The sequence below is a fragment of the Sinomonas cyclohexanicum genome (assembly GCF_020886775.1).
Lineage (GTDB): Bacteria > Actinomycetota > Actinomycetes > Actinomycetales > Micrococcaceae > Sinomonas > Sinomonas cyclohexanicum.
On the sequence record NZ_AP024525.1, the window covers coordinates 3,759,091 to 3,784,678 of the forward strand.

The window sequence follows — 25,588 nt, forward strand, 5'->3', positions numbered from 1 at the left end:
CCAGGCGATGGAACTCCTCCATCCCCGGTGCGCGGGAATCGACATCTCCAAGCGGGACGCGAAGGTCTGCGTCCGCATCGCCGGGACGGGCCGCGCCAAGGCCGTCGAGACGGTCACGACATGGTCCTCCATGACCGGTCAGATCCTGGCCCTGCGCGAACACCTCGCCCAGCAGCAGGTCACGTGCGTGGTCATGGAGGCCACCAGCGACTACTGGAAGCCGTTCTACTACCTCCTCGAGGACCTGCCCGGGGTCGAGGTCATGCTGGTCAACGCCCGGCAGGTGAAGAACGTCCCGGGAAGGAAGACCGACGTGGCCGACGCGACCTGGCTGGCCCAGCTCGGCGCGCACGGGCTCGTGCGGGCCTCGCTCGTCCCCCCGGCCCCGATCCGCCAGCTGCGCGACCTGACCCGGACCCGCACCGCGATCACCCGCGACCGGGCCCGGGAGGCCCAGCGACTGGAGAAGCTCCTGGAGGACGCCGGGATCAAGCTCTCCTCCGTCGCCACGGACATCCTCGGGGTCTCCGGGCGGGCCATGCTCGAGGCCCTGATCACCGGCAACACCGACCCCGGGGCCATGGCGGAGCTGGCCAGGACCAGCCTCAGGCCCAAGATCCCAGCCCTGACCGAGGCCCTGACCGGCCGGTTCACCGCCCACCACGCCTTCCTGGCCCGGATCCACCTGGACCTGATCGACCAGCACACCGCCGCGATCGAGACCCTCACCGCACAGATCGAGGCGCTCATGGAGCCCTTTCGCGGCTTCCACGACCTGATCACCACCATCCCGGGGATCAGCACCACGATCGCCGACGTCATCGTCGCCGAGACCGGCGCGGACATGTCCCGCTTCCCCACCGCCGAGCACCTGGCCTCCTGGGCCGGCACCGCCCCGGGGAACAACGAATCCGCCGGCAGGGTCAAGTCCTCCCGCACCCGCCCCGGCAACCCCTACCTCCTGGGAGCCCTGGGCATCTTCGCCATGGTCTGCGCGAACCACCCCGGCACCTACCTCCACGCCAAATACCGCCGCATCGCCGCCCGCCGCGGCCCGATGAGGGCCATCGTCGCACTCGAGCACACGCTCCTGGTCACAATCTGGCACATGGGCACCACCGGCACCCTCTACCAGGACCCCGGCCCCGACTACTACACCCGCAACCACCCCGACCGCGCCAAGAACCGCGCCATCCACCAGCTACAGGCCCTCGGATACAACGTCACCCTCGACCACGCCTCATAACCCAACGAGCACACCCCACCGGAACCTTCGCGTCAGAAGGTGACCCTCAGGGCCCAGGGGTCAGCCGTCGGCTTCGTGCTCGCGCTCGACCCGGGCCACGACCTCCTCGAGCTCGTCCACGGAGAGGTGCGAGCGGTCGTAGTGCTTGGTGCGGTAGCCGGCCCGGCCCACCATGTGCGCGGAGACGGGCGCCGTGAGCAGCTGGAAGATCCACGCGACCACGAGCAGTGGCACGAGCGTCCAGGACCGCCACTGCAACGCGACGGCGGTGAGCAGCAGCAGCGAGCCGAGGACCTGGAGCTTCGTCGCGGCGTGCATGCGCGTGATCAGGTCGGGGTAGCGCAGGAGCCCGATCGCAGCTGCGAGGGACATGAGCGAGCCGAGGACCATGAGCACGCCCGCGGTCCAGGTGAGGACGGCATCGAGGGTGTCGGGGCTCACGGGCGCCTCCTCTCCTGCACGAACCTGGCCACGGTGACGGACCCGATGAAGCCGATGAGCGTGATCGCCACGATCAGGGCCATGTGGTTCGTGTGCCGGTTCGCGGCCATGTCGATGGCCAGGGCCGCCGCCACGACCGCGAGCAGCACGTCCGCGGCGAGGACGCGGTCCAGGAGGGCAGGGCCTTTGATCATCCGGATGATCGCGCCGAAGGCTGCGAGCGAGAGCACCACGCAGCAGATCCCCAGCACCCACGGCATCACGAGCGCGCTCACCGGATCCCCCCTTCCCCGGGCTCGGCGGACATCATCCGGTCGAGATGCTGCTCCTCGGTCACGAGCGCCAGCTCCTCCTTGGTGCCCATGATGCGGATGAGCTCCGCCTCGACGCCGAGGACCTCGCGCCGCACCCGGTCGGCGCCGGCGGCGTCCTCGATGTCGATGTAGTGGACGTAGAGGGTCGCGTTGGCACGGTCCACGTCCACGACGAGCGAGCCCGGCACGAGCGAGATGACGTGGCCCGTGGCCGTGACCATGAGGTCGGCGTGGCTGCGCAGCGGCACCGCGACCACGGCGCTGCGCACCCGTGGCCCCTTGGCGATGGCAAGCCACGCCAGCTGGACGCTCGCCACGATCACGTGCCACACGAACACGAACGCATACCGCACGGCGTGCAGCACGTTGAACCGGCCGCTCAGCTCGACCGGCGGCAGGTAGAACACACGCGTCACCACGAGCGCGACGAGCGCACCGAACACGAGGTTCCCGGGCGAGAAGTCCTGCCACAGCGCCGCCCACACGAGGACGAGCCACCCCAGCAGCGGCAGCTCGATCCGCAGCGACGTCCTGGGCCGCCTCACCGGGTGCCTGCCTCGACGGGAGGGGTGAACTGCGCCTGCGCGGCGGCCGCCGCCTCGGGGCCGAGCACCGCGGAGATGTATGCGGTGCGGCCCACCATCTCCCGCGCCGCCTCCTCGCTGACCCGGAACAACGGCCCGGCGAACACGGTGAGGGCCAGACCCACGACGACGAGCCCCGCCGTCGCGCCGACCATCGACTTGGGCAGCGCGTGGGCAGCGGCGGGCTTGAGCAGGGCCGGGGCGGGGGCCTCGGCGTCCTCCGCTCGGCGCCAGAACGCGCGGCTCCAGACCCGGGCCATCGCGAGCAGCGTCAGCAGGCTGACGACGACGCCGGCGCCCACGAGCACGAGCGCGAGCGGCGTGCCCAGCTGCACGCCTGCCTGCAGCAGCCCGAGCTTGCCGAGGAACCCGGACAGCGGCGGGATGCCGGAGAGATTCATGGCAGGCAGGAAGTACAGCAGCGCGAGCAGGGGCGAGAGCTTAGCGAGGCCGCCGAGCCGGTCGAACGACGATGACCCTCCGCGCCGCTCCACGAGGCCGGCGACGAGGAAGAGCGAGGTCTGGACGGTGATGTGGTGCACCACGTAGTACACGGCCGCCGCGAGCCCGAGGACGGAGCTCATCGCCGCTCCGAAGACCATGTACCCGATGTGGCTCACGAGCGTGAACGAGAGGAGCCTCTTGATGTCCGTCTGCGCGAGCGCGCCGAGGATCCCCACCACCATCGTGGCCAGGGCCACCACCATGAGCGGGGTGTTGAGCGTGTCCCCGGGGAACAGGAGCGTCTCCGTGCGGATGATCGCGTACACGCCGACCTTGGTCAGCAGGCCCGCGAACACCGCCGTGACCGGCGCAGGCGCCGTGGGGTACGAGTCGGGGAGCCAGAAGGACAGCGGGAACACGGCGGCCTTGATGCCGAAGCCCACGAGCAGCATCCCGTGCAGGAGTGTCTGCATGCCCGGGTCGAGCTGGCCGAGCTTCACGGCGAGGTCCGCCATGTTCACGGTGCCCGCGGCCGCGTAGACCATCGCGATGGCGACGAGGAACAGCATGGACGAGACCACGCTCACCACCACGTACGTCACGCCGGCCCGGATGCGCGGCCCGGTGCCGCCGAGGGTCATGAGGACGTAGCTCGCGGTCAGGAGGATCTCGAACCCGACGTACAGGTTGAACAGGTCCCCGGCGAGGAACGCGTTGGAGACTCCGGCCACGAGGATCATGTAGCTCGGGTGGAACACGGAGACGGGTCCGTCCTTGTCGCCGTCGGCCATGCCCTGCCCGGTCGCGTAGACGAGCACGGCGAGGCTCACGGTCGTGGAGATGACGAGCATGAGCGAGGAGAACTGGTCCACCACCATCGTGATGCCGAACGGGGGCGCCCACCCGCCGATGGTCACGGCGGTGGTCCCGCCGTCCCACACGGACGCCAGGAGCAGGCACTCGAGCCCGAGTGTGAGCGTCAGGACGGAGATGGTCACGGTGCGCTGCGCCCGCTCCTGCCGCAGGAGCAGGAACGCGAGCGCGGCGCCGAAGATGGGAAGGACGACGGCGAGCGGGGCCAATGCGGTGACGTTCACTCTCGCGCGGCCTCCTTCCGCTGGTCGGCATGGGCTCTCGGGTCTTTGGTGGCCAGGGCGGCCTGGTCGGCGGCCGCGGCGGCCTCAGGACTGGGGAACTCGGACAGATCGTCCGGGACGTCGGCGTCGTCCTCCGCGTCCCAGCTGGGCTGGGCGGCGACGCGGCGGTCCTCGATGTCGTCGGCCACCACGTCCGCCCGACCGAGCTGCCACGTCCGGTAGATGAGCGCGAGCATGAACGCGGTCACGGCGAAGGAGATGACGATGGAGGTCAGGATGAGCGCCTGCGGGAGGGGGTCGTTGTACGCGGCCGGTTCGGTGCCCTTGGAGATGAGCGGGGCGAGGCCGGCGGCGCCGCCGGTGGCCAGGAGGAGGACGTTGGCGCCGTTGGTCAGGAGCATGAGCCCGAGGAGGACCCGGGTGAGGGACCGCTCCAGCAGGAGGTAGATGCCGGTCGCGAACAGGAGTCCCGCGATGATGGTCAGGGTCACGTTCACGGTCATGCCGAGGCCTCCTCGTGGTCGCCGCGGGGCCGCCGGGCTGCCCCCGCCGCCACCCTCTCGCCCGTCTCGAGGTGTTCGTCGATCCGTGACCCGAGGCTCCGCAGCACGTCCACGACGAGCCCGACCACCACGAGGTACACCCCGATGTCGAAGATCGTGGACGTCACGAACTTCACGTCACCGAACACGGGCAGCCAGAGCTCGATGATCGCGCTCTGGAACACCTGACCGCCGAGGGCCAGAGGCACGGCTCCGGAGAGCGCCGCGGTGCCGAGGCCCACACCCAGGAGCACACCGGGGCTCAGCGAGGCGGCCTCGCGCAGTTCGAACCGGCCACCGGCCAGATACCTCACGGTGAGCGCGAGGCCCGCGAGGAGCCCGCCCGCGAACCCTCCGCCGGGGAGGTTGTGGCCCGCCAGGAGCACGTAGACGGAGAACACCACCATGGAGTGGAAGATGAGGCGCGTGATGACCTCGAAGATGATGGAGCGCCGCTCCGGAGCGAGGGTCCGACCGGCCACGAGCCAGGGGTCCCGCGCGATGGTCGCGAAGGTGCGGGCGACAGAGAGCTCCGCCGCGCCTCGCGAGGCCTTGACCCCGCGCATCCGCCCGATGCTGCCGGTCGGGACGTCCGCGGCCTGCCCGAGGGTGCGGCCGCTGTGGCGGATGAAGATCAGGCTCGCGACGCCGGTCGCGGCGAGCGCGAGCACGGAGATCTCGCCGAAGGTGTCCCAGGCCCTGATGTCCACGAGGGTGACGTTGACGATGTTGAGCCCGCCGCCGCCCGTGTAGGCAAGCTCAGGGAACTGCAGGGAGACGGGGGCGGCGATGCGCGCGTCCATGGCGGCGAGCCCGGCGAGGACCATGACCGTGCCGAACACCACGGCGATGACGATGCGGACGGCCCGGTACTTCCCGCCCGTCCGGTCACGCAGCTGGGGCGGGAGGCTCCGCATGCCCAGGACGAACGCGACGAGGACGATCGTCTCGACCAGCATCTGCGTCACCGCGAGGTCCGGCGCGCCCTGGAGGGCAAAGATGAGGGAGATCCCGTACCCGGTGATGGAGACCATGAGCACGGCGAGGAACCGCTTGTTGGCCCGCACCGCGGCGATCGCCCCAATCGCGATCGCGACGCTGATGACCGGGACGAGGGGCGAGCCCGGGTCGACGAACGTGAGCCTTTCGGGGCCGGGCAGCATCACGCGGCCGGCCAGGAGCGCCGAGAGCGGCACGAGCGCGGCCACGGCCAGGATCACGGCGAGGTAGAAGAAGAGCGAGCCGCGCTGGGTGCGGCCGGTGACCCAGATGGCCACGTCATCCACGGCGCCGACGATCGCCCGGTACCCGCGTTCTGCGTCGAACGGCGAGGCGAGCCGGGCCTGGAGGCGCGTCACCCAGACGCGGGCCCAGAAGAGCAGTGCGCCCACGGCCCAGCCCGCGGCGGAGAGCACGAGCGCGAGCCCGACGCCGTGCCACGCCGCCAGGTGCGGCACGGCACTCAGCTGCGCGGCGCCGTCGTGCGTCGCGGCCGCGGCGCCCGCTGCGACCTCCGTGGCGTACGGGCCGACCCATGAGTCCACGGGCGCCGGCCACACGCCGTACGCGAGGCCCAGGACGGCGAGGATGGCCGGGGAGGCGACGAAGAGCGGGGTGATGGGCGTGAACGGCGTGTCCGCGACGCCGCGCTTGCGGGCGAACGCGCCCCACACGAACCGCACGCTGTACGCGACGGTGAGCGCGGATCCCACCGCGAAGCCGGCGAGCATGAGGGCGATCAGGCCGGGGGGCAGCGGGGCGTGGGCGAACGCGTCGAAGACCGACTCCTTGGCCACGAATCCACCGAACAGCGGGAGTCCGGCCATCGAGGCGGCGGCCAGGGCCGCCGTCACCGCGAGGGCGCGGGACTGGCGGTAGACGCCGGAGAGCCTGCGGAGGTCACGGGTGCCCGTCTGGTGGTCGATGATGCCGACCACCAGGAACAGGGCGGCCTTGAAGAGGGCGTGCGCCACCACCATGGCCAGGCCGGCGAGCGCCGCGGCCGGGGTCCCCAGGCCCACGATCGCGATCATGAACCCGAGCTGGCTCACCGTACCGAACGCGAGGATGAGCTTGATGTCGATCTGCCGCAGCGACCGATACCCGCCCAGCAGCATCGTGGCGAGGCCGAGCCCGAGGACCACGGGCTGCCAGTAGTCGGTTTCGGCGAAGCCCGGAGCGAGGCGGGCCACGAGGTAGACGCCCGCCTTGACCATGGCGGCGGCGTGCAGGTACGCCGAGACGGGGGTCGGGGCTGCCATCGCGGCCGGGAGCCAGAAGTGGAACGGGACGAGGGCGGACTTGCTCAGCGCGCCCACGAGGACCAGGACCGCTCCCGCCGCGACGACGCCGGCCGTCGCAGGGTCCGCGACGAGCGCCGGCGCGCGCTCGAGGACCCCCGAGACCCGGTACGTCCCCGCCGCCTCGCCGAGGAGGATGAGGCCCACGAGCATCGCGAGGCCACCGGCGGTCGTGACGATGAGCGCCTGCAGGGCCGAGCGCCGGGCCGAGAGCCGCACGTTCGCATACCCGATGAGCAGGTAGGACAGGACGGTGGTCAGTTCCCAGAAGATGAACAGGACGATGAGGTCGTCCGCGGTGACGAGGCCGAACATCGCGCCCGCGAACGCGAGCATCTGGCCCCCGAAGCCGCCCAGGCCCTCGTCATCGCCCTTGAAGTAGCGCGCGCAGTACAGCAGGACTAGCGCGCCCACCCCCAGCACGAGCAGGCAGAGCACCCACGCGAGCGGGTCCAGGCGGAACGCGATCTGTACACCGAGCGTGGGGATGAAGTCCCATGCTTCCACGATGCCGCGCGCGGCCTGTGGCGGCCCGTTCGCAGCGGCGGCGGTCGCGGCCGAGGCGACCGGGCCGGCGTCGTACGCCGCGTTGTGCTGGAAGGCGAGCCACACGAGGGAGCCGGCCGGGACAGCCGCGAGCAGGAAGAACGCCGATCGTCCCATCCAGCGGAAGATCCAGGGCGCGCCGGCCGCCACTACGAAGTGCAGGGCGAGGACTGGCAGCACAGGGGACTCCGCTCGGTTGAAAGTTCAATTGTGATGGCGTTGGGTGTGGCGGCATATCGGTTGGGTTCGGTCCCGGCAGTCTATCAATCCGCGGTCGCCGGACGGCGCCCAGCGCGCGCCCGCAGCGGATAGAGTTCGTTGCATGCAGGCGTCCGGCGTCTCCGAACTAGAACGGCACAGCTCCCCTGTTCGGCGCGGGCAGGTGCTCGCGTGGGCCTCGTGGGACTGGGGGTCCGCGGCCTTCAACGCGGTGATGACCACGTTCGTCTTCACCGTCTACCTCACGTCCAAGGCGTTCGGCGGGGAGGACCACGCCTCCGCCGTGCTCGGGGCGTGCCTCGGGGCCGCCGGGCTCGGGATCGCACTGCTCGCGCCCGTGTCCGGCCAGCGCTCCGACGCCGGCGGACGGCGCAAGCTCTGGCTCGGGATCCACACCGGCGTCGTCGCGCTCCTCACGGGACTGTGCTTCTTCGCGTACCCGCGACCCGAGTTCCTCCTCTACGGCGCCTCCCTCATCGCCGCCGGGCACGTGTTCAGCGAGCTCGCTGGGGTGAACTACAACGCGATGCTCGAGCAGATCGCGACGCCCCGCACGATCGGGCGGATCTCGGGGCTGGGCTGGTCCGCCGGGTACTTCGGCGGGATCGTGGCGCTGCTGCTCGTGCTCGCCCTGTTCGTGCAGCCCGCGTTCCACTGGTTCGGCTCCTCGACCGAGGAGTCCCTGAACATCCGGCTCGTGGCCGTCTTCTCGATGCTGTGGATCGTCGCGTTCTCGCTGCCGGTCATGTTCGCCGTGCCCGAGGTGCCGCGCCGCCGCACCGCACGCATCGGGATCATCGCCTCCTACGGGCTCCTGTTCCGCCGCATCCGCGCGATCTGGAAGACGAGCCCGCACACCATCTACTTCCTGCTCGCGTCCGCGATCTTCCGCGACGGACTCGCCGCCGTGTTTACGTTCGGCGGTGTCATCGCCGCCGGGACGTTCGGCTTCACGCTCTCCCAGGTCATCTTCTTCGCGATCTTCGGCAACATCGTCGCCGCACTCGGGGCGATCGCCGGCGGGTTCCTCGACGACAGGGTGGGGCCCAAGCGGGTGATCATGGGCTCGCTCGTCGGGCTGCTGGTCGCGGGGACCTCGATCCTGGTCCTCGGCAACGAGGCGCACCAGCTGGGCGGGTTCACGTGGAGCGGCACGCTCACGTTCTGGGTGTTCGGACTGTTCCTGTGCCTCTTCGTAGGGCCGGCGCAGTCCGCGGCCCGCGCGTACCTCGCCCGCCTCGCTCCCGACGGCGAGGCCGGTGAGCTGTTCGGCCTCTACGCCACGACCGGGCGGGCGGTGAGCTTCCTTGCCCCGAGCCTGTTCAGCCTGTGCATCACCCTCGCGACGCCCCTTGTTGCGGCAGGGCAGGCGCAGCGCTGGGGAATCCTGGGGATCATGGTGGTGCTGCTCGCCGGCCTGCTTGTCCTGCTGCCCGTCAGGCCCCCGGCCCGCGTCAAGACCGCCGTGGTCCCGCAGGCCTGAGCCACACACCCCAGTCTGGGAGTCAGCTCCTCAGGGTCAGCTTCTGGAGGGCACCTCCCGGAAGTCACCTCCAGTGGGTCACGACTGCGATACCCACGGGAGCTGACCTTCAGGATCTGACGTCCAGAAGGTGCCCTCCAGGAGGTGACTCCTAGACGCAGGTGGGCGGCGCACGACGGCGGCCACTCGCCGTCGTGCGCCGGCCCACCGCAGAACGCACACCGCAGAACGCGCACCGCAGAACGCGCACCGCAGAACTAGAGTTGACCCATGAACGTTGACGAGACGGACCTGCCCGGGTTCGGCGTCCGCAAGGACTTCATGACCCAGTCGGGCCGCAGGCTCGGGGTCGTCACGCACCGTGACGGCGAGACCGAGCTCATCATCTCCGCGTGGGACGATCCGGACACGTGCCAGGCGAGCATCCCGCTCTCCCGCGAGGAGGCCACCACGTTGGGGAACCTCCTCGGGGGCCGCGCGATCGTCATGCAGCTCACCGAGGAGCACCGCGACGTCCCCGGGATCTCGACGCGCCAGTTCGTCGTCGCCGCGGACTCCCCATACCGCGACCAGCCCATGGGGAAGGCGCAGATCCGCACCCGCACGAGCGTGTCGATCGTGGCGATCATGCGAGAGGGCGAGGTCCTCGCCTCGCCGGCCCCCGACGTCGTGCTCCGCTCCGGAGACCTCATCGTCGCGGTCGGCACCCAGGAAGGCCTCGACCAGGCCGCGCAGATCCTCCGCAACGGCTGAGCCGCGATGGACCCACTCGCACTCGCCCTGATCGAACTGGGGGCGGTCCTCTTCGCCCTCGGCCTCCTCGCGCGCCTGGCAGGGCGGATCGGCATGTCACCGATCCCGCTCTACCTCATCGGCGGACTCGTCTTCGGCGCGGGGGGCTTCATCGATCTGGGCGGCGTGCGGGACTTCTCCCACCTCGCGGGGGAGATCGGGGTCATCCTCCTCCTCCTCATGCTCGGGCTGGAATACACGGCGCAGGAGCTGTTCACCGGCCTCAAGAAGTCCTGGCAGGCCGGCGTCATGGACCTTGTGCTGAACTTCGTCCCGGGCGCGGTCGTCACTCTCCTCCTCGGGTGGGACGGCGTTGCGGCGCTGGTCATGGGAGGCGTGACGTATATATCGTCGTCGGGAATCGTCGCCAAGGTCATCACCGATCTGGGCCGGCTCGGCAACCGCGAGACCCCCACCATCCTCGCGATCCTCGTGTTCGAGGACCTCGCGATGGCGATCTATCTCCCGATCCTCACGGCCACCCTCGCCGGAGTGAGCTTCCTGGGCGGGCTCCAGACTGTCGGGATCTCGCTCGTGGTGGTGACGGTGGTCCTCATGGTGGCGCTCAAGCACGGGCACCACGTCTCGAAGGCCGTGCACAGCGAGAACTCGGAGGTGTTCCTCCTGAACGTGCTGGGACTCGCGCTGCTCGTCGCGGGCCTCGCCTCGGCGATGCAGGTCTCTGCGGCCGTGGGCGCGTTCATGCTCGGCATTGCGATCTCCGGAACCACCGCGCACCTCGCCTCGCGCCTCCTCGAGCCGCTGCGCGACCTGTTCGCGGCGCTCTTCTTCGTCGCGTTCGGCCTCAACACGGACCCCGCCACGATCCCGCCCGTACTCGGCTGGGCCCTCGCCCTGGCGGTCATCACGGCCGCCACGAAGGTCGCGACGGGCTGGTGGGCCGCGGCCAGAGCCGGCGTCGCGGTGCCCGGCCGGGCCCGAGCGGGCGCGTCGCTGATCGCCCGCGGCGAATTCTCGATCGTGATCGCGGGACTCGCAGTCACCTCGGGCGCCGTCAACGGAGAACTCGCCGCGCTCGCCACCGCCTACGTGCTCCTCATGGCGATCATGGGGCCGCTCGCGGCACGCTTCGTCGAGCCGGTGGTCAAGGCGATCCGGAAGCCGCGCGGCTCGCGCCGGAAGCGGGAGGCCGCCGCCGAGGCGCCGTCCTGAAGCGTGCCGGCCACGCGGCGTCGAGCTTAAACGGCGCCGCAACGCGGGCGAAACAGCGGCCCGCTTGGATGGACGCATGAGCATCTTCACCCACACTCCCCCGCCATCCGAGCTGGCCTGCGATGTGTGCGGCCGCTACCCCGAACCGCCCAAGCTCAGGCTCACGCTCGCCAACGTCGCCGCGATGCTCCCGATCGAGCTCGCGGTGCACGCCCTCGTGGTGGGCACGGGCTGGCCACTCGTGCTGAAGGTCCTGCTGCTCGCGGTCACCGCCACCGCGCTCGTGATCTGGGTCGCGGAGCCGGGCGCGCGCCGGCTGTTCCGGTCCTGGCTGCACGCTCCGGCCCTGCGGAGGCGCCGCCAGCTCGACGTGGCGCCCTCTCTGTGGCGGGCTCGGGCCACGCTCACGGATACGCCCGGCGCGCTCGAGCACCTCACCCACGCGCTCGCGCGGCTCGACGTGAACATCCTCGCCATCCAAGCCCAGCCGGTGCGCAGCGGCGTGGTGGACGAGCTCGTCCTCTCGGCCCCGGGCGGGCTCACCGAGGCGGACCTGCTCGACGCGATTGCCGACGGCGGCGGGGCCGGCCCCCGCGTCTGGCCCACCACGCCGCTTGCCCTCGCCGACGCACCGACCCGGGCACTCTCCCTCGCGGCGAGGGTCGCGGAGACCCCCGCCGAGCTGCCCTACGCGGCCGCGGAGCTGCTCGCGGCGCAGCGGGTCCCTGCGGACCGGGTGGTGCCCGACGCGTGGCACGCGGAGCGGACCGTGCTCAAGGTGCCGACCCCGTGGGATGCGCCGCTCGTGCTCATCCGTCCCGGGGTGCCGTTCACGCCCGCCGAGGAGGCGCGCGCGGCGAGGCTCGCGGAGCTGGCCGAGGTCGTCGAGCGGCAGCGCAACCCCTGACGCCGAGATCGGGTCGTGTGACGCCGAGATCGGGTCAGCGGACGATCAGCACATCCAGCGTCCGCGGCCCGTGGACGCCCTCGACGCGCTCCAGCTCGATATCGCTCGTCGCGCTCGGACCCGAGATCAGGGTGAGCGGCCGGGTGATGTCGAGCCGTGCGAAGCCCTCCGGCACGATCCCCACGATCGTCTCGACAGGCACCACGCACACATGATGATCCGGCACGAGCGAGATCGCGCGCCGCCCCTGGTCCGCGGAGCCGTCCAGCACGATCGTCCCTGTCTCCGCGATGCTCACCGCGGAACTGGTCACCACGGCCTCGATCGCGTCCAGGCGCACGACGTCGAGCGGCGCCTCGCGCGAATCGGTCGCCTGGCGCTCGGCGAGGCTCGGGTGGAGCCAGCCAGACGGGAGGCCGGCGGGGACCACGAACGTCTTGCCCTCGAGCCGGGTGCGGATGGCTTCCGCGAGGGCGTCCGGGTCCACGACCTCGACACGGGCCTTGTAGTCCTCGAGGCGGTCCACGAGTTGGTCAACGAGCTCGCTCTGGGTGAGTCCTGACGTCGTGCGGTAGGAGGGCGAGGCCCCCACCTCGGCGGTCAGGGCCCCCACCTCGGCGGTCACGGCCCCCACCTCGGCGGTCACGGCCCCCACCTCGGCGGTCAGGGCCCCCACCTCGGCGGTCAGGGCCCCCACCTCGGCGGTGGGAGGGGTGGAGCCCAGGGCTGCGTGGATCCTTGCCAGGATGTCTTCGCGGGCGCTCACTGCTGCTCCTCGTCTGTGTGCTGCTCGGCCTTCTCGCGCTTGGCCCACTGTGCCCGGAACGACTCCGCGGGCGGGGCCGGGATGTCCCGGCTCTGGGTCCAGCCGGCGCCGATCCCCGGCAGCTTCGAGATGACCCCGTCGCGCCCGGCCGCGGCCTTCCCGAGCGGGAGCCCGCGTTCGAGCAGGCCCATGCGCGCGCCGTCGGACATCGCCCAGGACGCTCCCGCCATGGCGAGGTCGAACTGCGACGGCAGCCGCCGTGCACCGGGCCGCGAGCGGCGCGCCTCGACGTCCTCGCCGCGCAGGTGCACGAGGATCTCCGGGATGTTGATCTTCACCGGACACGCGTCGAAGCACGCGCCGCACAGCGAGGACGCGTACGGGAGCGACTTGTTCTCCTCGGCCTCGATTCCTGTGAGCAGCGGCGAGAGGATCGCCCCGATCGGGCCCGGATACGTGGATCCGTAGGCGTGCCCGCCGGCCCGCTCGTACACGGGGCACACGTTCATGCACGCCGAGCAGCGGATGCAATGCAGCGCCGAGCGCCCGTGCCGGTCCGCGAGGGCCCTGGTCCGCCCGTTGTCGAGGAGGATGACGTGCACGTCCGAGGGCCCGTCGCCCGGTGTCGCACCGGTCCACAGGGACGTGTAGGGGTTCATGCGCTCGCCCGTCGAGGACCGCGGGAGCAGCTGCATGAACACGCCCAGGTCCTCGGCCCGCGGCAGGACCTTCTCGATGCCCATGACGGTGATGAGGGTTTCGGGCAGCGTCACGCACATGCGCCCGTTGCCCTCGGACTCGACCACTCCGAGGGTCCCGGTCTCGGCGATGCCGAAGTTGGCTCCCGAGATCGCGACCTTTGCGGACAGGAACTTGGCTCGCAGGTGCGCGCGGGCGGCCATCGCGAGGCGGCGCGGCTCGTCCGTCAGGTCCGGGTCTACGCCGGGCATCTCGCGCAGGAAGATGTCGCGGATCTCGGTCCGGTTCTTGTGGATCGCGGGGACGAGGATATGACTCGGCTTGTCGTGCCCGAGCTGGACGATGAGCTCCGCCAAGTCCGTCTCGTAGGCCGCGATCCCGCGCTCCTCGAGGTACTCGTTGAGCCCGATCTCCTGCGTGGCCATGGATTTGACCTTGACCACCTCGGTGGCCTCGCTGTTCTCACGCGGACCTGCGGCCCGCACCAGCTCCTCGACGATGCGGTTCGCGTCCGCGGCGTCGCGGGCCCAGTGGACCGTGCCGCCGCGCGCGGTGAACTGCTCCTCGAACTGTGCCAGCAGCTCCGGCAGGCGGGCCATGGCCTCGGACTTGATCGCCGACCCCGCGTCACGCAGCGCCTCCCAGTCTGGCAGCTCCGAGACGACCTTGAGCCGCTTGTCGCGAATCGTGTGGGTCGCATGGCGCAGGTTGGCGCGCATCTGCGTGTTGCCGAGCTCGCGGCGGGCGTAGCTCGGAAACGGCTCGGTCTCTGAGATGTTGCCGAAGCCGCGTGGCGGAAGCCCGGGCATACCGAGGCTGATAGCGGTCATCGCGCGCCTCCACTCGTGCGCGCCGAGACGGACGGGCCGGACGACGGCGCCGCTCCCCCGGGCGCCGATTGCGCGCCTCGCGCGGCCGTGCCGGCCAGGGCGAGCTCGCCGTCCCACCTGAGCGGATCATCGCGCGTGGAGGCGAGCACCTCCGCGAGGTGGACGGTGCGCACTGGGCGACCGGCCGGCGTCGTGCGCTTCTCGCGGGAGAGGCCGCCGCCGATGTGCATGAGGCAGCTCGCATCGCCGCCCGCGCACGCCCCGGCACCGGTGCCGCAGATGTTCGCGACCTTGTCCGCGAGCATCGCGGAGGAGACGTCCGCGTTCTTGATCGAGAACGTGCCGCCGAAGCCGCAGCACTGGTCGGCCTCGGGAAGGTCGACGACGCTCAGCCCCTCGACCGAGGCAAGCAGCGAGCGCTGCCGGTCGCCGAGGTGGAGCAGGCGCATGCCGTGGCAGGACGGGTGGTACGTGATGGTGCCCGGGAGGTACGAGCCGAGCTGCCCGGCCGCGTCCGTGACGCCGAGGACGTCCGTGAGGAGCTGGGCGAGCTCGTACGTGCGGGCGCCGACGGCGTCGGCACGGGCGGCGAGAGTGGGATCCGCGCCCTTCGTCCCATGTTCCATCGCCCAGTCGGCCACCATTGCGTGCTGGTGCTTCACCGAGGCGACGCACGATCCGGACGGCGCGACGGCAACCTCGTACTCTCCCGCGTCGAAGCCGCCCTCGAACGCGCGGACGTGGTTCGCGACGACGGGCAGCGCCTCGGGCATGTAGCCCGAGTTGACGTGCATCTGGCCGCAGCAGGCCTGGCCGGACGGGAACACGACCTCGTGGCCGAGCCGCTCCAGGATCTCGACCGTGGCCTGCGCGACGCGGGGGTACATCGCGTCGACGATGCAGGTCGCGAAGAGCGCGATTCTCATGGTGTCCTCTCTCGGCCCGGACGCGTGCGCCCCGCGGACCATGTGGTCTGACCATAACATGGGGATGTGCGGCAGGTCACGGCCGCGTCGCCTCGGCGAGCAGCTCGAGGATGTGCCGGTACGGACGCCCGGTGGCACGCGTGAGTCCGATCTCGCATGTCCGGTTGCTCGAGGCGTACTCGGCGAAGCGTCCACCGCGGGCGCGCTCCGCCTCCTCGATCCCGGCCGACTCGGGTGCCGTGGCGGAGGCGGTGAGCTCGGGGTGCAGGAGGCCGCGGTCGCCGGCGAAGCCGCAGCAGCCGGCGTCGACGGGCGTGAAGACCTCGTCCGCGATCCGCCCGGCAATGGCGGCAAGCTGCGCGGTGGTCCCTGCGATCTGGCTCGAGCACGTCGGGTGCAGGGCCATGGACGGGAAGCGGCGGTGCACCCCGAGCCGGGGCAGGAGGCCCGCGGCGAACTCGATCGCGTCCACGACGCGGAGCCTCTGGGCGCCAGGAGTCGTCTCCGCCGCCGAGCGGAGCATGACCGCGAGCCCCTCGGCGCACGAGGAAGCGTCGACCACGATCGGGAGCCGCCCGCCGTCGGTCGCCTCGACGAGCACGGGGACCACGACCGAGCGCATGTGCTCCCAGCCCGCCGTCATGCCCTTCGACTTCCACGGCGTGCCGCAGCACATCGAGCCGAGGCCCTCGGGCGTGCGGAGGCGGACGCCGGCGCGGTCGCACACATCGAGGAACGCGCCGGATGCGCCGCCCGGATGCCCGCCGTCCTCCGGCCCGAACATCGTGCCAATGCACGCCGCGAACAGCACGGCCTCCGCGGCCTCGTCCCGCCGTCGGGGACGCTTCGTGCCGCCGCCCGGGAGGGCGCCGTCGTACGCGGGGAGGCCCTCCCCGAAGAGCGCCCGCGCGAGGCGCGTCGCGCCCTCGAGGGGCGCGGACGGCAGCGCGGCGGCGACACTCAGCGCCGCCCCGCCGACGCGCGACGCCGCTCCCCACCCGTGCGCCGCGGCGTTCCAGGCCGCGGACTCGACGCGCCCGGCCCCCTCGGCGCGGAGCCGGCGGACGAGGTCGCCGGTGTTGATGCCGACAGGGCATGCGGTGCCGCACATGCCGTCGACGGCACACGTGGACACGCCGGAGTAGTCGTAGCCGTCCATGATGGCCTGGGCGAGTTCCTCGTCACCGTCGGCGCGGGCCCGCTCGGCGTCGCGGCGCAGCGTGATGCGCTGGCGCGGGGTGAGGGTGAGCGAGCGGGACGGGCACACGGGCTCGCAGTAGCCGCACTCGACGCAGCGGTCCACCTCGTCCTCGACCGTGGGCGCGACCTTGAGGTCGGCGAGGTAGGAGCGCGGGTCGTCGGAGAGGACGGCGCCGGGGTTGAGGATGCCGTGGGGGTCTGCGAGGCGCTTGACCTCCTGCATGACCTCGTACAGCTCGTCGCCATACTGGCGGCGCACATAGGGGGCCATGATCCGGCCGGTGCCGTGCTCCGCCTTGAGCGTCCCGCCCGCGCCGAGGACGAGGTCCACGAGGTCCTCGGTGAAGTCCTCGTACCGGCGCGTGTCCCCGGTGGAGAAGTCCTCGTTGAGCATGAAGTGCAGGTTGCCGTCCTTGGCGTGGCCGAAGATCACGGGGTCCCGGTAGCCGTGGTCGGCGAGGAGCCCGGCAAGGTCGTGGCACGTGCCCGCGAGTGCCGGGACGGGCACGGCGATGTCCTCGAGGAGCTGGCTCGTGCCGGACGGCCGCGCGCTCGCGACTGTCGAGTAGAGGCCCTTGCGGACCTTCCACAGGGCGGCGCGCTCGCGCGCGTCACGCGTCATGGCGACGGGCCGGGCGAGCCCGAGGCCCGCGAACAGCCGGCCCGCGGACGCCGTCCGGTCCGCGAGCTCCTCGGGGCTCCCCGCGGTGAACTCGACGAGGAGGGCGGCAGGGTCCGGGAGGTCCAGGGCGCGGATCCCCTCGGGGCAGTCCGGCAGGCGCGCGGAGACGCGAAGCGAGACGGCGTCCATGAGCTCCGCCGTGTCGGCGCCCGCGGCGACGAGCTCGGGGATCGCGGCGGCCGCGGCGCTCACGCCCGGGAACACGAGCAGGCCCGCGGCGACGTGCGGCTTGACCTCGACCGTCGCGAACTCTGCCTCGGCCACGAACGCGAGCGTCCCCTCCGAGCCGACGATGAGGTGCACGAAGATGTCGAGTGGGTCCTCGAAGTCAAGGAACGCGTTGAGGCCGTAGCCCATGGTGTTCTTCATCGAGAACTGGTGGCGGATCCGCGCCACGGAGTCCGCCGAGTCGAGGACCCGGCGCCGGAGCCGGGCGAGCCCCTCGTGGAGCGCGGGCTCGCGGGCCGCGAACTCGGACGACGCCGCGGGGTCGCCGGAGTCGATCACCGTCCCCGAGGGGAGCACGAACCGCAGGGACGTCAGCGTCCGGTACGTGTTCGCCTCGGTGCCGCAGTGCATGCCCGAGGAATTGTTCGCCACGACGCCGCCGATCGTGCACGCGATCTCGCTCGCCGGGTCGGGGCCGAGCGCGCGGCGGTGGCGGGCGAGCCGGGCGTTGACGGAGCGGACGGTCGCGCCGGGCTGGACGCGGACGCGGGCCCCGCCGTCGAGCACGTCGATGCGGCCGAAGTTCCGGCGCGTGTCCGCGAGGACGCCGGCCGTGATGGCCTGCCCGGAGAGGCTCGTGCCGCCCGAGCGGAACGTCACGGGGGTCTCGTGGCGGGCGCACGCGGCGAGGAGGCGGGCCACGTCGTCGTCCGTCCGCGGGGATGCGACGACGCTCGGAACGAGCAGGTAGTGCGATGCGTCGTGGGCCTTTGCGTGCAGGTCGAGGGGCCGCGTCGTCACGGAGTCCTGGCCGAGCACCTCGGCGAGCTCGTCCGCGAGGCGCGTGCCCGGCGTCGTGCGCAGCGTCATGGGGTTCCTTCCGACAGTGTGGTCAGACCATAGGAACACACCTGTGCCCCTTGTCACAACCCCGACGGTGTGTGCTAGGTTACATGGTCAGACCACAATGGTCGGACCACGTCGCCAGCCACATCGCGGCGAGGCCGCTCCCCGAAACCCTCTCCAGCAGGAGCCAGCATGACCTTCACTCCCGTGACCGATCCGGTGGCCGGCAGCGTTGCCGTGTCCGCGCTGATCGGCCTCATCCCGCTCGTGACCTTCTTCGTACTGCTCGCCGTGGTGCGCACCAAGGCCCACGTGGCTGGGGCGTTCGCCCTGCTCGCGGCACTCGTGGTCGCCGTCGCGGCGTACCACATGCCTCCGGCCCTCGCGGGCCTCGCCGCCTCCCAGGGCGCCGTGTTCGGTGCGTTCCCGGTGTTCTGGATCGTCCTGACGGCCGTGTGGCTGTACCAGGTCACCGTCCTCTCGGGCAGGTTCGAGGACCTGCGGCGCATCTTCGACCGGCTGGGCGGCGGCGACCTGCGCATCCAGGCCATCCTCATCGCGTTCTGCTTCGGCGGACTCATGGAGGCTCTGGCCGGCTTCGGCGCGCCCGTGGCCATCACGGCGACGATGCTCATGGCCATCGGACTGAAGCCGCTCCGCGCCGCCGCGACGGTGCTCGTCGCCAACACCGCGCCCGTCGCGTTCGGCGCCATCGCCATCCCGATCACCACCGCGGGCGCGCTCACCGGCATCCCGGCCGACCACATCGGCGCGATCGTCGGCCGGCAGACCCCGCTCCTGGCGTTCGTGGTCCCGCTCATGCTGCTGCTCATCGTGGACGGCTGGCGCGGCCTCCGGGACGCGTGGCTCCCGGCGCTCGTGACCGGCGTGGCGTTCGGCGCAGCCCAGTTCCTGTGCTCCAACTACTTCTCCTACGAGCTCACGGACGTGGTCGCGTCCCTCGTGGGCCTCGGTGCGGCGATCCTGTTCCTGCGGGTGTGGACGCCGCGCGGCGCCGAGGGCGCCCGCGAGCGGCTCGGCGCCCCGGCGCCGGCCGCCGTCGGGCCGGGCGCCGCCGCGAAGGAGCTCACGGGCGCCCGCGTGTGGCTCGCCCTGTTCCCGTACCTGCTCGTCATCGTGGTGTTCGCGGTGTCCAAGCTGTGGCGCCTCGGCGTCGACGTGCCCGCGGCCCTCGCCGCGACGGACGTCAAGGTCAACTGGCCCATCCTCCACGACGCCCTCCTCGGCGCCGACGGCAAGCCGCTCTCCTCGACCGTCTACACGTTCCAGTGGCTCTCCGGCCCCGGCACGCTCCTGCTCCTCTCGGGGCTCATCATCGCCGTGGTGTACGCGACGTTCGACGGCGGCGGGCAGTTCCGCCTCACGGTCGCGGATGCGGTCGCGGAGCTTTGGCGGACGTTCGTCAAGATGCGCTTCGCGGCCCTCACGATCCTGCTCGTGCTCGCGGTCGCGTACGTCATGAACCTCTCCGGGCAGACCGTCGCGATCGGCACGTGGCTGGCCGGAACCGGCGCCGCGTTCGCATTCCTCTCCCCCATCCTGGGCTGGATCGGCACCGCCGTGACGGGCTCGGACACGTCCGCCAACGCCCTCTTCGCCAAGCTCCAGGCCACGGCGGGCCACGCCGCCGGCATCGACCCGTCCCTGTTGGTCGCCGCGAACACCTCCGGCGGCGTGGTGGGCAAGCTCATCAGCCCGCAGAACCTCGCGATCGCCGCGACGAGCGTGGGCATGGACGGCCAGGAGTCGGTCATCCTGCGCAAGGTCCTGTGGTGGAGCGTCGGCCTCCTCACGGCCCTGTGCTGCCTCGTGTTCCTGCAGTCCACGCCTGTCCTGGGCTGGATGCTGCCCTAGCATGCAGCGCACGACGGCGGCCCCCGCCCAGGCGCCCCGCCCGCCCGAGGCGGGGGGCGCCGTCGTGCGCCATGGCCGCGGCGGCATGCGGCAAGATGGGTCCATGCCTGACTCCGCCACCGCCCGCGCGCACGACGTGGTGCTCCGCCACATCGAGGACAGCCTGCGCTCCGGGGCACTCAAGCTCGGCGACAGGCTTCCCGGCGAGCGCGCCCTCGCCGAGCAGTTCGGGATCTCACGGGCGTCCGTGCGGGACGCGATCCGCGCGCTCGAGGTCATGGGCGTGGTGCGCGCGGCGACCGGGTCGGGGCCGAACTCGGGGACCATCGTCGTCTCGGACCCGTCCGCGGCGCTGGGCGTCGCACTGCGGATGCACGTGGCGAGCCACCACCTGCCGGTCAAGGACGTGGTCGAGGCGCGCATCATGATGGAGACCTGGTCGCTCGAGCACGCGGCCACTGCAGCCTGGACCCCCGAGCAGCTCGACGACGCCCGCCGCCTGCTGACCGCAATGGACGACGACGCGCTGCCCTCCCAGATCTTCACCCTCCTCGACGCGCAGTTCCACGTGGCCCTCAGCGCCCTCGCGGGCAACATCGTGGTGAGCACCATGATGGAGTCCATGCGGGAGGCCATCCGCGGGTACATCGACGACGCCGTGGCGCGCCGCGGCGGGTGGGACAAGGCGGTGTCCGTGCTGCGGGGGCACCACCACGGGATCTTCGACGCGGTCGAGGCCCGCGACGGCGAACTCGCCGCACGGCTCGTGCGCGAGCACATTGAGTGGTTCTACGCGCAGAGCCTCTGACCGCGGCCCCACCTCGCCTCGCCACCCCTCGCCCGGCCCTCGCCCCGCCACCCCCCGCGAAATGTTGACTTGAGCAGGGTGCAAGGCGCCGACACCCTGCTCATCCCAACATTTGGGCGCGCGCCCCGAGATCGGGCCTGTGGATAAGTGCCGATTCCGCCGAATCTGCGCGAATCGTCACGGACGATGGGTCCATGACCAGCCGCAGTCAGCTCCCGCCCGGGCTCTCGTCACGGTCGTTCTCGATCGGCGAGGCAAGGAGGCACGGCGTCAGCCGTGGCCGCCTCGCAGCCTCGGACCTCGTGACGCCCACTCGCGGCGTCCGCGTTCCGTGGGGCGTCCAGCTGAGTCCCGCGGAGGTGGTCCGCCCCCTCCTGACGCTCATGCCCGACGCCGTCGCGAGCTTCATCACCGCCGCCAAGGTGTGGGGCTTCCCCCTTCCCCTCGGGTGGGAGCGGGATCCGACGATCCACGTGACGCGACCCCTCAGCACCCCCGGGAGCACGCGGCCGGGCGTGGTCTGTCACCGGATGGGCCTCGCGGACCGAGACATGGTGATGCTCGACGGCGTGCTGGTCACCTCGCGCGAGCGCACTTGGCTCGACCTCGCGGGAATCCTCCCCCTCGAGCATGTCGTGGCAATCGGGGACTACCTCGTATGTGCCCATCCCGAGGACTTTCCCGTGCCGCGGACCGCGCTCGTCGAGATCGACCTCCTCCGCGGCTACCTCGAGGCGCAGCGGCGCGTCCGCGGCCTGCCGGCCGCGCGCCGAGCGCTCGGGCTCGTGCGGGTCGGGGCGGACTCGGTCCCCGAGACGCTCCTGCGCCTCGCGGAGGCCGAGGCCGGCCTTCCCGAGCCAACGTTGAACCACGTGATCCGGGACCCCTTCGGGAGGGCGATCGCGTGGCCTGACCAGGCCTACGTGGACCTCCGGTTCGCCATCCAGTACGACGGCGAGCACCACCGGGACGCCGAACAGCAGGCCAGCGACAACTGGCGCAACCGTGCCGTGGCCGACCTCGAGTGGGACCAGCTCATCGTCTCCGCCGCGGACGTCCGGCGGCGCGGGTGGGACGGCGTCGCGGCTGTGGTCGGCGCTCGCCTGCGCCGTCTCGAACAGGTCCGGTCGGGACGTGCGCCCCTCCGCGAAATGTTGGCCTGAGCAGGGTCGGAGTGCCGCGAACCCTGCTCAACTCAACATTTCGCGTGAGGAAGGTGCGGTCAGACCCGCGTCCGGTGGAAGTTGAGGTGGCTCCGCGAGGCGGTCGGGCCGCGCTGGTTCTGGTACCGGTTGCCGTACTGACCGGAACCGTAGGGGTGCTCGGCGGCGGAGGAGAGCCGGAAGAAGCACAGCTGTCCGATCTTCATCCCGGGCCACAGCTTGATCGGCAGGGTCGCGACATTGGAGAGTTCGAGCGTGACGTGCCCCGAGAACCCGGGGTCGATGAACCCGGCGGTCGAGTGTGTGAGCAGCCCGAGCCGGCCGAGCGAGGACTTCCCCTCGAGCCGCGCGGCGATGTCCTCGGGCAGTGTGACGGTCTCGAACGTGGAGCCGAGCACGAACTCACCCGGGTGCAGGATGAACGAATCGTCGGGGTCCACCTCCACCAGGCGCGTGAGCTCGGGCTGTTCCTCGGCCGGGTCGATGTGGGCGTACTTGTGGTTGTCGAAGAGCCGGAAGTATCGGTCGATCCGCACGTCCACGCTCGAGGGCTGAACCATGTCCGGATCGTACGGGCCGAGCTGGATGCGCTCTGCGGCGATTTCGGCACGGATGTCGCGGTCTGAAAGGAGCACGCCTCCAAAAGTACCGCAGGCCGGCCAGCGCGGCGGGCGCCCGGACCATTGCCGCCCTGCGACGCGTGGGCTTAGGGTGACCCCCGAGACTGGTGTGACGAGGGAGGTTCCCAGGCATGCGCCGATTCCTGCTGACCGTCGCCGTGGCGGCCACCGCGGCACTGGCCGCTGCCGCCCCAGCCGCGCCGCCGCCGTCGTCCGCGGTGGGCGCCGCGCACGACGCCGCCCCCTCGCCGAGCGCCGCCCCGGCACCGCCCGCCGGGACCGCCACCGGCCCGACACTCGACGTGCGCCTCGCCGCCCCGGACGCCCAGCCCGCGGCCGCCAGGCCGGCACCCGCGCCCACCCGACCCACCCAGCCCCTCCCCGCCCCGCCGGTGAAGTCGGTCGACGCGGCGCGCGGCCCAGACACCATCGACCAGGCCGCGACCTCGGTGACGCCCCTGGCCGCGCCCATGGGCAACACCGACAACCTGGTCCGCGACGACAACTCCGCCCAGGTCCTCGCCGTCTTCAACGCGATCAACGCGTACCGCGCCCAGAACGGCCTGAACCCCGTCCGGTACCACACGAGCGTCCAGGATCTCGCGCAGGAGTGGAGCGACAGCATCGCGAGCCGCGAGGTCATCGAGCACCGGGCGAACTTCTGGACCGACCCGCGCGCCCTCAACCCGGACAACGGCGCCGGCGAGGTCATCGCCGTCCGCTGGGACCGGGACGCGGCGCAGCTCGTGGAGTGGTGGAAGTCCTCGCCGTCGCACAACGCGATCCTCCTGGACGCGCGCATGAGCGTGGTCGGGATCGGCATCACGTTCACCAACGGCAACTACCAGACCACGCCGAACCGGTACACGATGTGGGGGGTCGTCGACTTCTTCGGGTACAAGACGCTGCCCTCAGGCACGACGGCGGCGCCCGGCGGCGCGTCCACGTCGCCGAGCCCGTCCCCCGCCCCGGCCCCGGCTCCCGCGCCCTCGGCCGGCGGCGTCGCGGTCGCCCAGCCGGACACGGCGCTGTGCACGCCGCCCGGCAAGTTCATGCCGACCACGCAGGACATGTCCGCGGCCTCGATCACGAGCACCGCGGACATCGTGGCCACGGACTCCTCCGGAACCCTGTGGTCCTACCCCGCGCGGGGCGGGGGGTTCGGGGCCGCGAAGAACATCGGCTCCGGCTACACCGACGCCCTGACGGTCAACACCGTCGACTGGGACCGGGACGGCTACGTCGACCTGCTCACCCAGTGGAAGGACGGCCGCCTCACCCTCGCGCGGGGCCTCGCGGCGGGCGGCTTCAGCGCCCCGTTGACCCTCGGGCAGTCCGGCTGGGAGGGCATGACTCTGAGCATCGGCCTGTGGTGTGCGGCGAACCGCCTGCCGCAGATCCTCGCGGCCGACGGCGCAGGGAACCTCTGGCTGTACCCGAATCAGGGCCTGGGCGACCTCGTGCAGCGTGGCCGGCTCGCCACCGCGATGCCCGCGGGACAGGAGAGCATGGTCGACTTCAGCGGCGACGGCTTCGAGGACCTCGTGGCGCGGCGCTCGGACGGCGCGCTGCTGCTGCACCGCTCACTCGGGCAGCAGGGCCTCGTGGATGAGGCGCGCGCCGTGATCGGGACCGGATGGGGGTCGATGGGCCCGATCCGCGTGCTGCGCGGGCTCGACGGGCTCGACACCGTGGGCGTCGCCTCGACACGCCCGGATGGGACGCTCCTGTACTGGCCCGTGGCGAATGGCGCGTTCGGAGCCGCACGGGTGATCGGCGGCGGCTGGGGCGGGTACGTGCTCGCGCAGTAGCCGGCGTCGGCCGCCCTCCGGCCCGGAGCGGCGGCCTCGGCTCCCGCCCTTGCGGGCTACCGCTCGAGGACGGTCTTGAGGTTCTCGAGCTGCGCGACCTCATGGTCCATGGTCTTCTGGACCATGCCGCCCATGAGCTTCATGAGGCCGGTGGGCTCGAACACGAGTCCGAACGAGACCTTCGTCCCGCCGGGCTCCGGGGTGAGGAGGAAGACGCCGTGGGGCCGCGCCGGCCCGGCGATGACCTGGAACCGGATGACCTCGCCGGGGCGCGCCTCGGTGATCTCGTAGTCGCCGGCGATCTCGCGGCCGCCGGGTCCGGCGATGCGCTGGGCATAGACGGCGCCCTCCTTGCCCGCGGGCCCGGAGGCCAGGGAGATGGACCGGACGCCCGTGCGCCACGCGGGATTGTTGAGCCCCTCGGCGAGGAAGGCGTAGACATCCTCGGGCGTCCGCTTCACCAAGACCGAGTATTCAGCCGCTGCCATGGCCGTCACCGTAGGGGCGTCAGCTGGGATTCTGCTGGGAGGCGTCCCAGATGCCCGAGGAGGCCCTGCCCGGGCCCCCGGCGGGGCCCCCGCCCGCCTGGCGGTTGAGCTCGTCGCGCATCTCGGCCCGCCGCTTGGGGGACATGAAGGCCACGCGCATGTGGTCGTTGGTGAGGACGTCCGCGACCCCGATCATGAGCACCGCGAAGACGATCTGCTCGACCACCATCCAGTAGGGGTACAGCCCGGGGATCGTCGCGACGACGAGGGTGACCACGGGGAAGATCTGGCTGAACAGCCGCAGCCGCTGGTAGCCCCAGTAGTAGCCCTTCTTCGCACGCCAGGCGAAGAAGAACAGCGTGAGCGTCATGAGGAGCACCACGATGCCGCGGAACCACACCGCGAAGCCCACCTCGACACCCCGGATCTGGAGCACAACGGCGATCACCACCGCCGCGGCCCCGACCACCGTCTCCGCGAGGAAGATCCAGTACACCCACTTGAACGCGCGCTGGGTCTTGGGGTGCTCGAGCTCGTGCCGGTCCACGAGGAAGTGTCCGTGGCGGCCGCCGAAGGTCCTGTCGATGTCGACGCCGAGGATCCGCAGTTCAGGCATGG

General features: G+C 71.6%; 22 protein-coding genes. 9 read left to right on the forward strand and 13 right to left on the reverse strand.

Going from position 1 to position 25,588, the window contains the following annotated elements; genetic code table 11:
• Positions 1–7 precede the first annotated feature (7 nt).
• Entirely contained in the window at positions 8–1,246 is a 1,239-nt protein-coding gene (locus tag SCMU_RS17710) for an IS110 family RNA-guided transposase (RefSeq protein WP_229229915.1), read from the forward strand.
• Positions 1,247–1,306: 60 nt separating this feature from the next.
• Here SCMU_RS17710 and mnhG read toward each other — a convergent pair whose 3' ends face one another.
• Genes mnhG through SCMU_RS17740 form a run of 6 tightly spaced genes read right to left on the reverse strand, consistent with a single transcriptional unit; the run spans position 1,307 to position 7,694 of the window.
• Positions 1,307–1,687: a monovalent cation/H(+) antiporter subunit G gene (gene mnhG, locus SCMU_RS17715; RefSeq protein ID WP_229230407.1), complete on the reverse strand. Its 381-nt coding sequence runs from the start codon at positions 1,685–1,687 to the stop codon at positions 1,307–1,309.
• Positions 1,684–1,947, reverse strand: a complete 264-nt coding sequence (locus tag SCMU_RS17720) for an MrpF/PhaF family protein (RefSeq protein WP_443020345.1) — start codon at positions 1,945–1,947, stop codon at positions 1,684–1,686. Before SCMU_RS17720 ends, mnhG begins: the two co-directional genes overlap by 4 nt.
• Positions 1,948–1,958: 11 nt before the next feature.
• Positions 1,959–2,546: a Na+/H+ antiporter subunit E gene (locus SCMU_RS17725; RefSeq protein WP_229230409.1), complete on the reverse strand. Its 588-nt coding sequence runs from the start codon at positions 2,544–2,546 to the stop codon at positions 1,959–1,961.
• Positions 2,543–4,126, reverse strand: coding sequence for a Na+/H+ antiporter subunit D (locus SCMU_RS17730; protein ID WP_229230410.1), 1,584 nt, complete (start codon positions 4,124–4,126; stop codon positions 2,543–2,545). Before SCMU_RS17730 ends, SCMU_RS17725 begins: the two co-directional genes overlap by 4 nt.
• Positions 4,123–4,629, reverse strand: coding sequence for a Na(+)/H(+) antiporter subunit C (locus SCMU_RS17735; RefSeq protein WP_229230411.1), 507 nt, complete (start codon positions 4,627–4,629; stop codon positions 4,123–4,125). Before SCMU_RS17735 ends, SCMU_RS17730 begins: the two co-directional genes overlap by 4 nt.
• Positions 4,626–7,694, reverse strand: a complete 3,069-nt coding sequence (locus SCMU_RS17740) for a Na+/H+ antiporter subunit A (protein ID WP_229230412.1) — start codon at positions 7,692–7,694, stop codon at positions 4,626–4,628. The genes SCMU_RS17735 and SCMU_RS17740 overlap by 4 nt, the downstream gene beginning before the upstream one ends.
• A gap of 142 nt (positions 7,695–7,836) precedes the next feature.
• On the opposite strand from SCMU_RS17740, the gene SCMU_RS17745 reads away from it, so the two are divergent.
• The 4 genes from SCMU_RS17745 to SCMU_RS17760 all read left to right on the forward strand — a co-directional run bounded on the left by SCMU_RS17745 (position 7,837) and on the right by SCMU_RS17760 (position 12,088).
• Positions 7,837–9,216: an MFS transporter gene (locus tag SCMU_RS17745; RefSeq protein ID WP_229230413.1), complete on the forward strand. Its 1,380-nt coding sequence runs from the start codon at positions 7,837–7,839 to the stop codon at positions 9,214–9,216.
• 270 nt (positions 9,217–9,486) lie between these two features.
• Positions 9,487–9,969 carry a cation:proton antiporter regulatory subunit gene (locus SCMU_RS17750; protein WP_229230414.1) on the forward strand — a complete coding sequence of 161 codons (483 nt, stop codon included), beginning with the start codon at positions 9,487–9,489 and terminating at the stop codon, positions 9,967–9,969.
• Positions 9,970–9,975: 6 nt separating this feature from the next.
• Positions 9,976–11,181, forward strand: a complete 1,206-nt coding sequence (locus SCMU_RS17755) for a cation:proton antiporter (protein WP_229230415.1) — start codon at positions 9,976–9,978, stop codon at positions 11,179–11,181.
• Positions 11,182–11,257: 76 nt separating this feature from the next.
• Entirely contained in the window at positions 11,258–12,088 is an 831-nt protein-coding gene (locus tag SCMU_RS17760) for an ACT domain-containing protein (RefSeq protein WP_229230416.1), read from the forward strand.
• Positions 12,089–12,122: 34 nt separating this feature from the next.
• Here the strand turns inward: SCMU_RS17760 and SCMU_RS17765 are convergent, their stop codons facing one another.
• The 4 genes from SCMU_RS17765 to SCMU_RS17780 form a co-directional block, all read right to left on the reverse strand.
• Complete coding sequence (locus SCMU_RS17765; protein ID WP_443020346.1) at positions 12,123–12,734, reverse strand: LutC/YkgG family protein; 612 nt, start codon at positions 12,732–12,734, stop codon at positions 12,123–12,125.
• Between the two features lie 116 nt (positions 12,735–12,850).
• Positions 12,851–14,383, reverse strand: coding sequence for a lactate utilization protein B (locus tag SCMU_RS17770; protein WP_229230418.1), 1,533 nt, complete (start codon positions 14,381–14,383; stop codon positions 12,851–12,853).
• The gene (locus tag SCMU_RS17775) at positions 14,380–15,309 is read right to left on the reverse strand and encodes a (Fe-S)-binding protein (RefSeq protein ID WP_229230419.1); all 930 of its coding nucleotides are present in this window, start codon (positions 15,307–15,309) and stop codon (positions 14,380–14,382) included. The genes SCMU_RS17770 and SCMU_RS17775 overlap by 4 nt, the downstream gene beginning before the upstream one ends.
• Before the next feature lie 76 nt (positions 15,310–15,385).
• Positions 15,386–18,229 (reverse strand): FAD-binding and (Fe-S)-binding domain-containing protein, encoded by a 2,844-nt coding sequence (locus tag SCMU_RS17780; RefSeq protein ID WP_229230420.1) that lies wholly within the window; start codon positions 18,227–18,229, stop codon positions 15,386–15,388.
• A gap of 168 nt (positions 18,230–18,397) precedes the next feature.
• Between SCMU_RS17780 and SCMU_RS17785 the strand changes: the two genes are divergently transcribed.
• From SCMU_RS17785 to SCMU_RS17795, 3 genes are all read left to right on the forward strand, one after another.
• Positions 18,398–20,080: an L-lactate permease gene (locus SCMU_RS17785; protein ID WP_229230421.1), complete on the forward strand. Its 1,683-nt coding sequence runs from the start codon at positions 18,398–18,400 to the stop codon at positions 20,078–20,080.
• Between the two features lie 103 nt (positions 20,081–20,183).
• Complete coding sequence (locus SCMU_RS17790; protein ID WP_229230422.1) at positions 20,184–20,888, forward strand: FadR/GntR family transcriptional regulator; 705 nt, start codon at positions 20,184–20,186, stop codon at positions 20,886–20,888.
• Between the two features lie 194 nt (positions 20,889–21,082).
• Positions 21,083–22,051 (forward strand): hypothetical protein, encoded by a 969-nt coding sequence (locus tag SCMU_RS17795; protein WP_229230423.1) that lies wholly within the window; start codon positions 21,083–21,085, stop codon positions 22,049–22,051.
• 59 nt (positions 22,052–22,110) lie between these two features.
• Here the strand turns inward: SCMU_RS17795 and dcd are convergent, their stop codons facing one another.
• Positions 22,111–22,686 (reverse strand): dCTP deaminase, encoded by a 576-nt coding sequence (dcd, locus tag SCMU_RS17800; protein WP_229230424.1) that lies wholly within the window; start codon positions 22,684–22,686, stop codon positions 22,111–22,113.
• A 116-nt stretch (positions 22,687–22,802) separates the two neighbouring features.
• Between dcd and SCMU_RS17805 the strand changes: the two genes are divergently transcribed.
• On the forward strand, positions 22,803–24,482 hold the full coding sequence (locus SCMU_RS17805; RefSeq protein ID WP_229230425.1) for a CAP domain-containing protein: 1,680 nt from the start codon (positions 22,803–22,805) through the stop codon (positions 24,480–24,482).
• A gap of 56 nt (positions 24,483–24,538) precedes the next feature.
• Here SCMU_RS17805 and SCMU_RS17810 read toward each other — a convergent pair whose 3' ends face one another.
• Together SCMU_RS17810 and SCMU_RS17815 are read right to left on the reverse strand one after the other, a co-directional pair.
• A complete protein-coding gene (locus SCMU_RS17810) occupies positions 24,539–24,970 on the reverse strand; it encodes an SRPBCC family protein (RefSeq protein ID WP_229230426.1) in 432 nt (143 codons plus the stop codon).
• A gap of 19 nt (positions 24,971–24,989) precedes the next feature.
• The gene (locus SCMU_RS17815; RefSeq protein ID WP_229230427.1) at positions 24,990–25,586 is read right to left on the reverse strand and encodes a hypothetical protein; all 597 of its coding nucleotides are present in this window, start codon (positions 25,584–25,586) and stop codon (positions 24,990–24,992) included.
• Positions 25,587–25,588 lie beyond the last annotated feature (2 nt).

Excerpts from the sequence above, each read along its gene's own strand:
- SCMU_RS17815 (WP_229230427.1), bottom strand. The coding sequence starts at position 25,586 with ATGCCTGAACTGCGGATCCTCGGCGTCGACATCGACAGGACCTTCGGC.
- SCMU_RS17770 (WP_229230418.1), bottom strand. The coding sequence starts at position 14,383 with ATGACCGCTATCAGCCTCGGTATGCCCGGGCTTCCGCCACGCGGCTTC.
- SCMU_RS17755 (WP_229230415.1), top strand. The coding sequence starts at position 9,976 with ATGGACCCACTCGCACTCGCCCTGATCGAACTGGGGGCGGTCCTCTTC.
- SCMU_RS17750 (WP_229230414.1), top strand. The coding sequence starts at position 9,487 with ATGAACGTTGACGAGACGGACCTGCCCGGGTTCGGCGTCCGCAAGGAC.
- SCMU_RS17790 (WP_229230422.1), top strand. The coding sequence starts at position 20,184 with ATGCCTGACTCCGCCACCGCCCGCGCGCACGACGTGGTGCTCCGCCAC.
- SCMU_RS17720 (WP_443020345.1), bottom strand. The coding sequence starts at position 1,947 with ATGCCGTGGGTGCTGGGGATCTGCTGCGTGGTGCTCTCGCTCGCAGCC.
- SCMU_RS17780 (WP_229230420.1), bottom strand. The coding sequence starts at position 18,229 with ATGACGCTGCGCACGACGCCGGGCACGCGCCTCGCGGACGAGCTCGCC.
- SCMU_RS17805 (WP_229230425.1), top strand. The coding sequence starts at position 22,803 with ATGCGCCGATTCCTGCTGACCGTCGCCGTGGCGGCCACCGCGGCACTG.
- SCMU_RS17735 (WP_229230411.1), bottom strand. The coding sequence starts at position 4,629 with ATGACCGTGAACGTGACCCTGACCATCATCGCGGGACTCCTGTTCGCG.
- SCMU_RS17810 (WP_229230426.1), bottom strand. The coding sequence starts at position 24,970 with ATGGCAGCGGCTGAATACTCGGTCTTGGTGAAGCGGACGCCCGAGGAT.
- SCMU_RS17785 (WP_229230421.1), top strand. The coding sequence starts at position 18,398 with ATGACCTTCACTCCCGTGACCGATCCGGTGGCCGGCAGCGTTGCCGTG.
- SCMU_RS17775 (WP_229230419.1), bottom strand. The coding sequence starts at position 15,309 with ATGAGAATCGCGCTCTTCGCGACCTGCATCGTCGACGCGATGTACCCC.
- SCMU_RS17710 (WP_229229915.1), top strand. The coding sequence starts at position 8 with ATGGAACTCCTCCATCCCCGGTGCGCGGGAATCGACATCTCCAAGCGG.
- SCMU_RS17745 (WP_229230413.1), top strand. The coding sequence starts at position 7,837 with ATGCAGGCGTCCGGCGTCTCCGAACTAGAACGGCACAGCTCCCCTGTT.
- SCMU_RS17795 (WP_229230423.1), top strand. The coding sequence starts at position 21,083 with ATGACCAGCCGCAGTCAGCTCCCGCCCGGGCTCTCGTCACGGTCGTTC.
- SCMU_RS17760 (WP_229230416.1), top strand. The coding sequence starts at position 11,258 with ATGAGCATCTTCACCCACACTCCCCCGCCATCCGAGCTGGCCTGCGAT.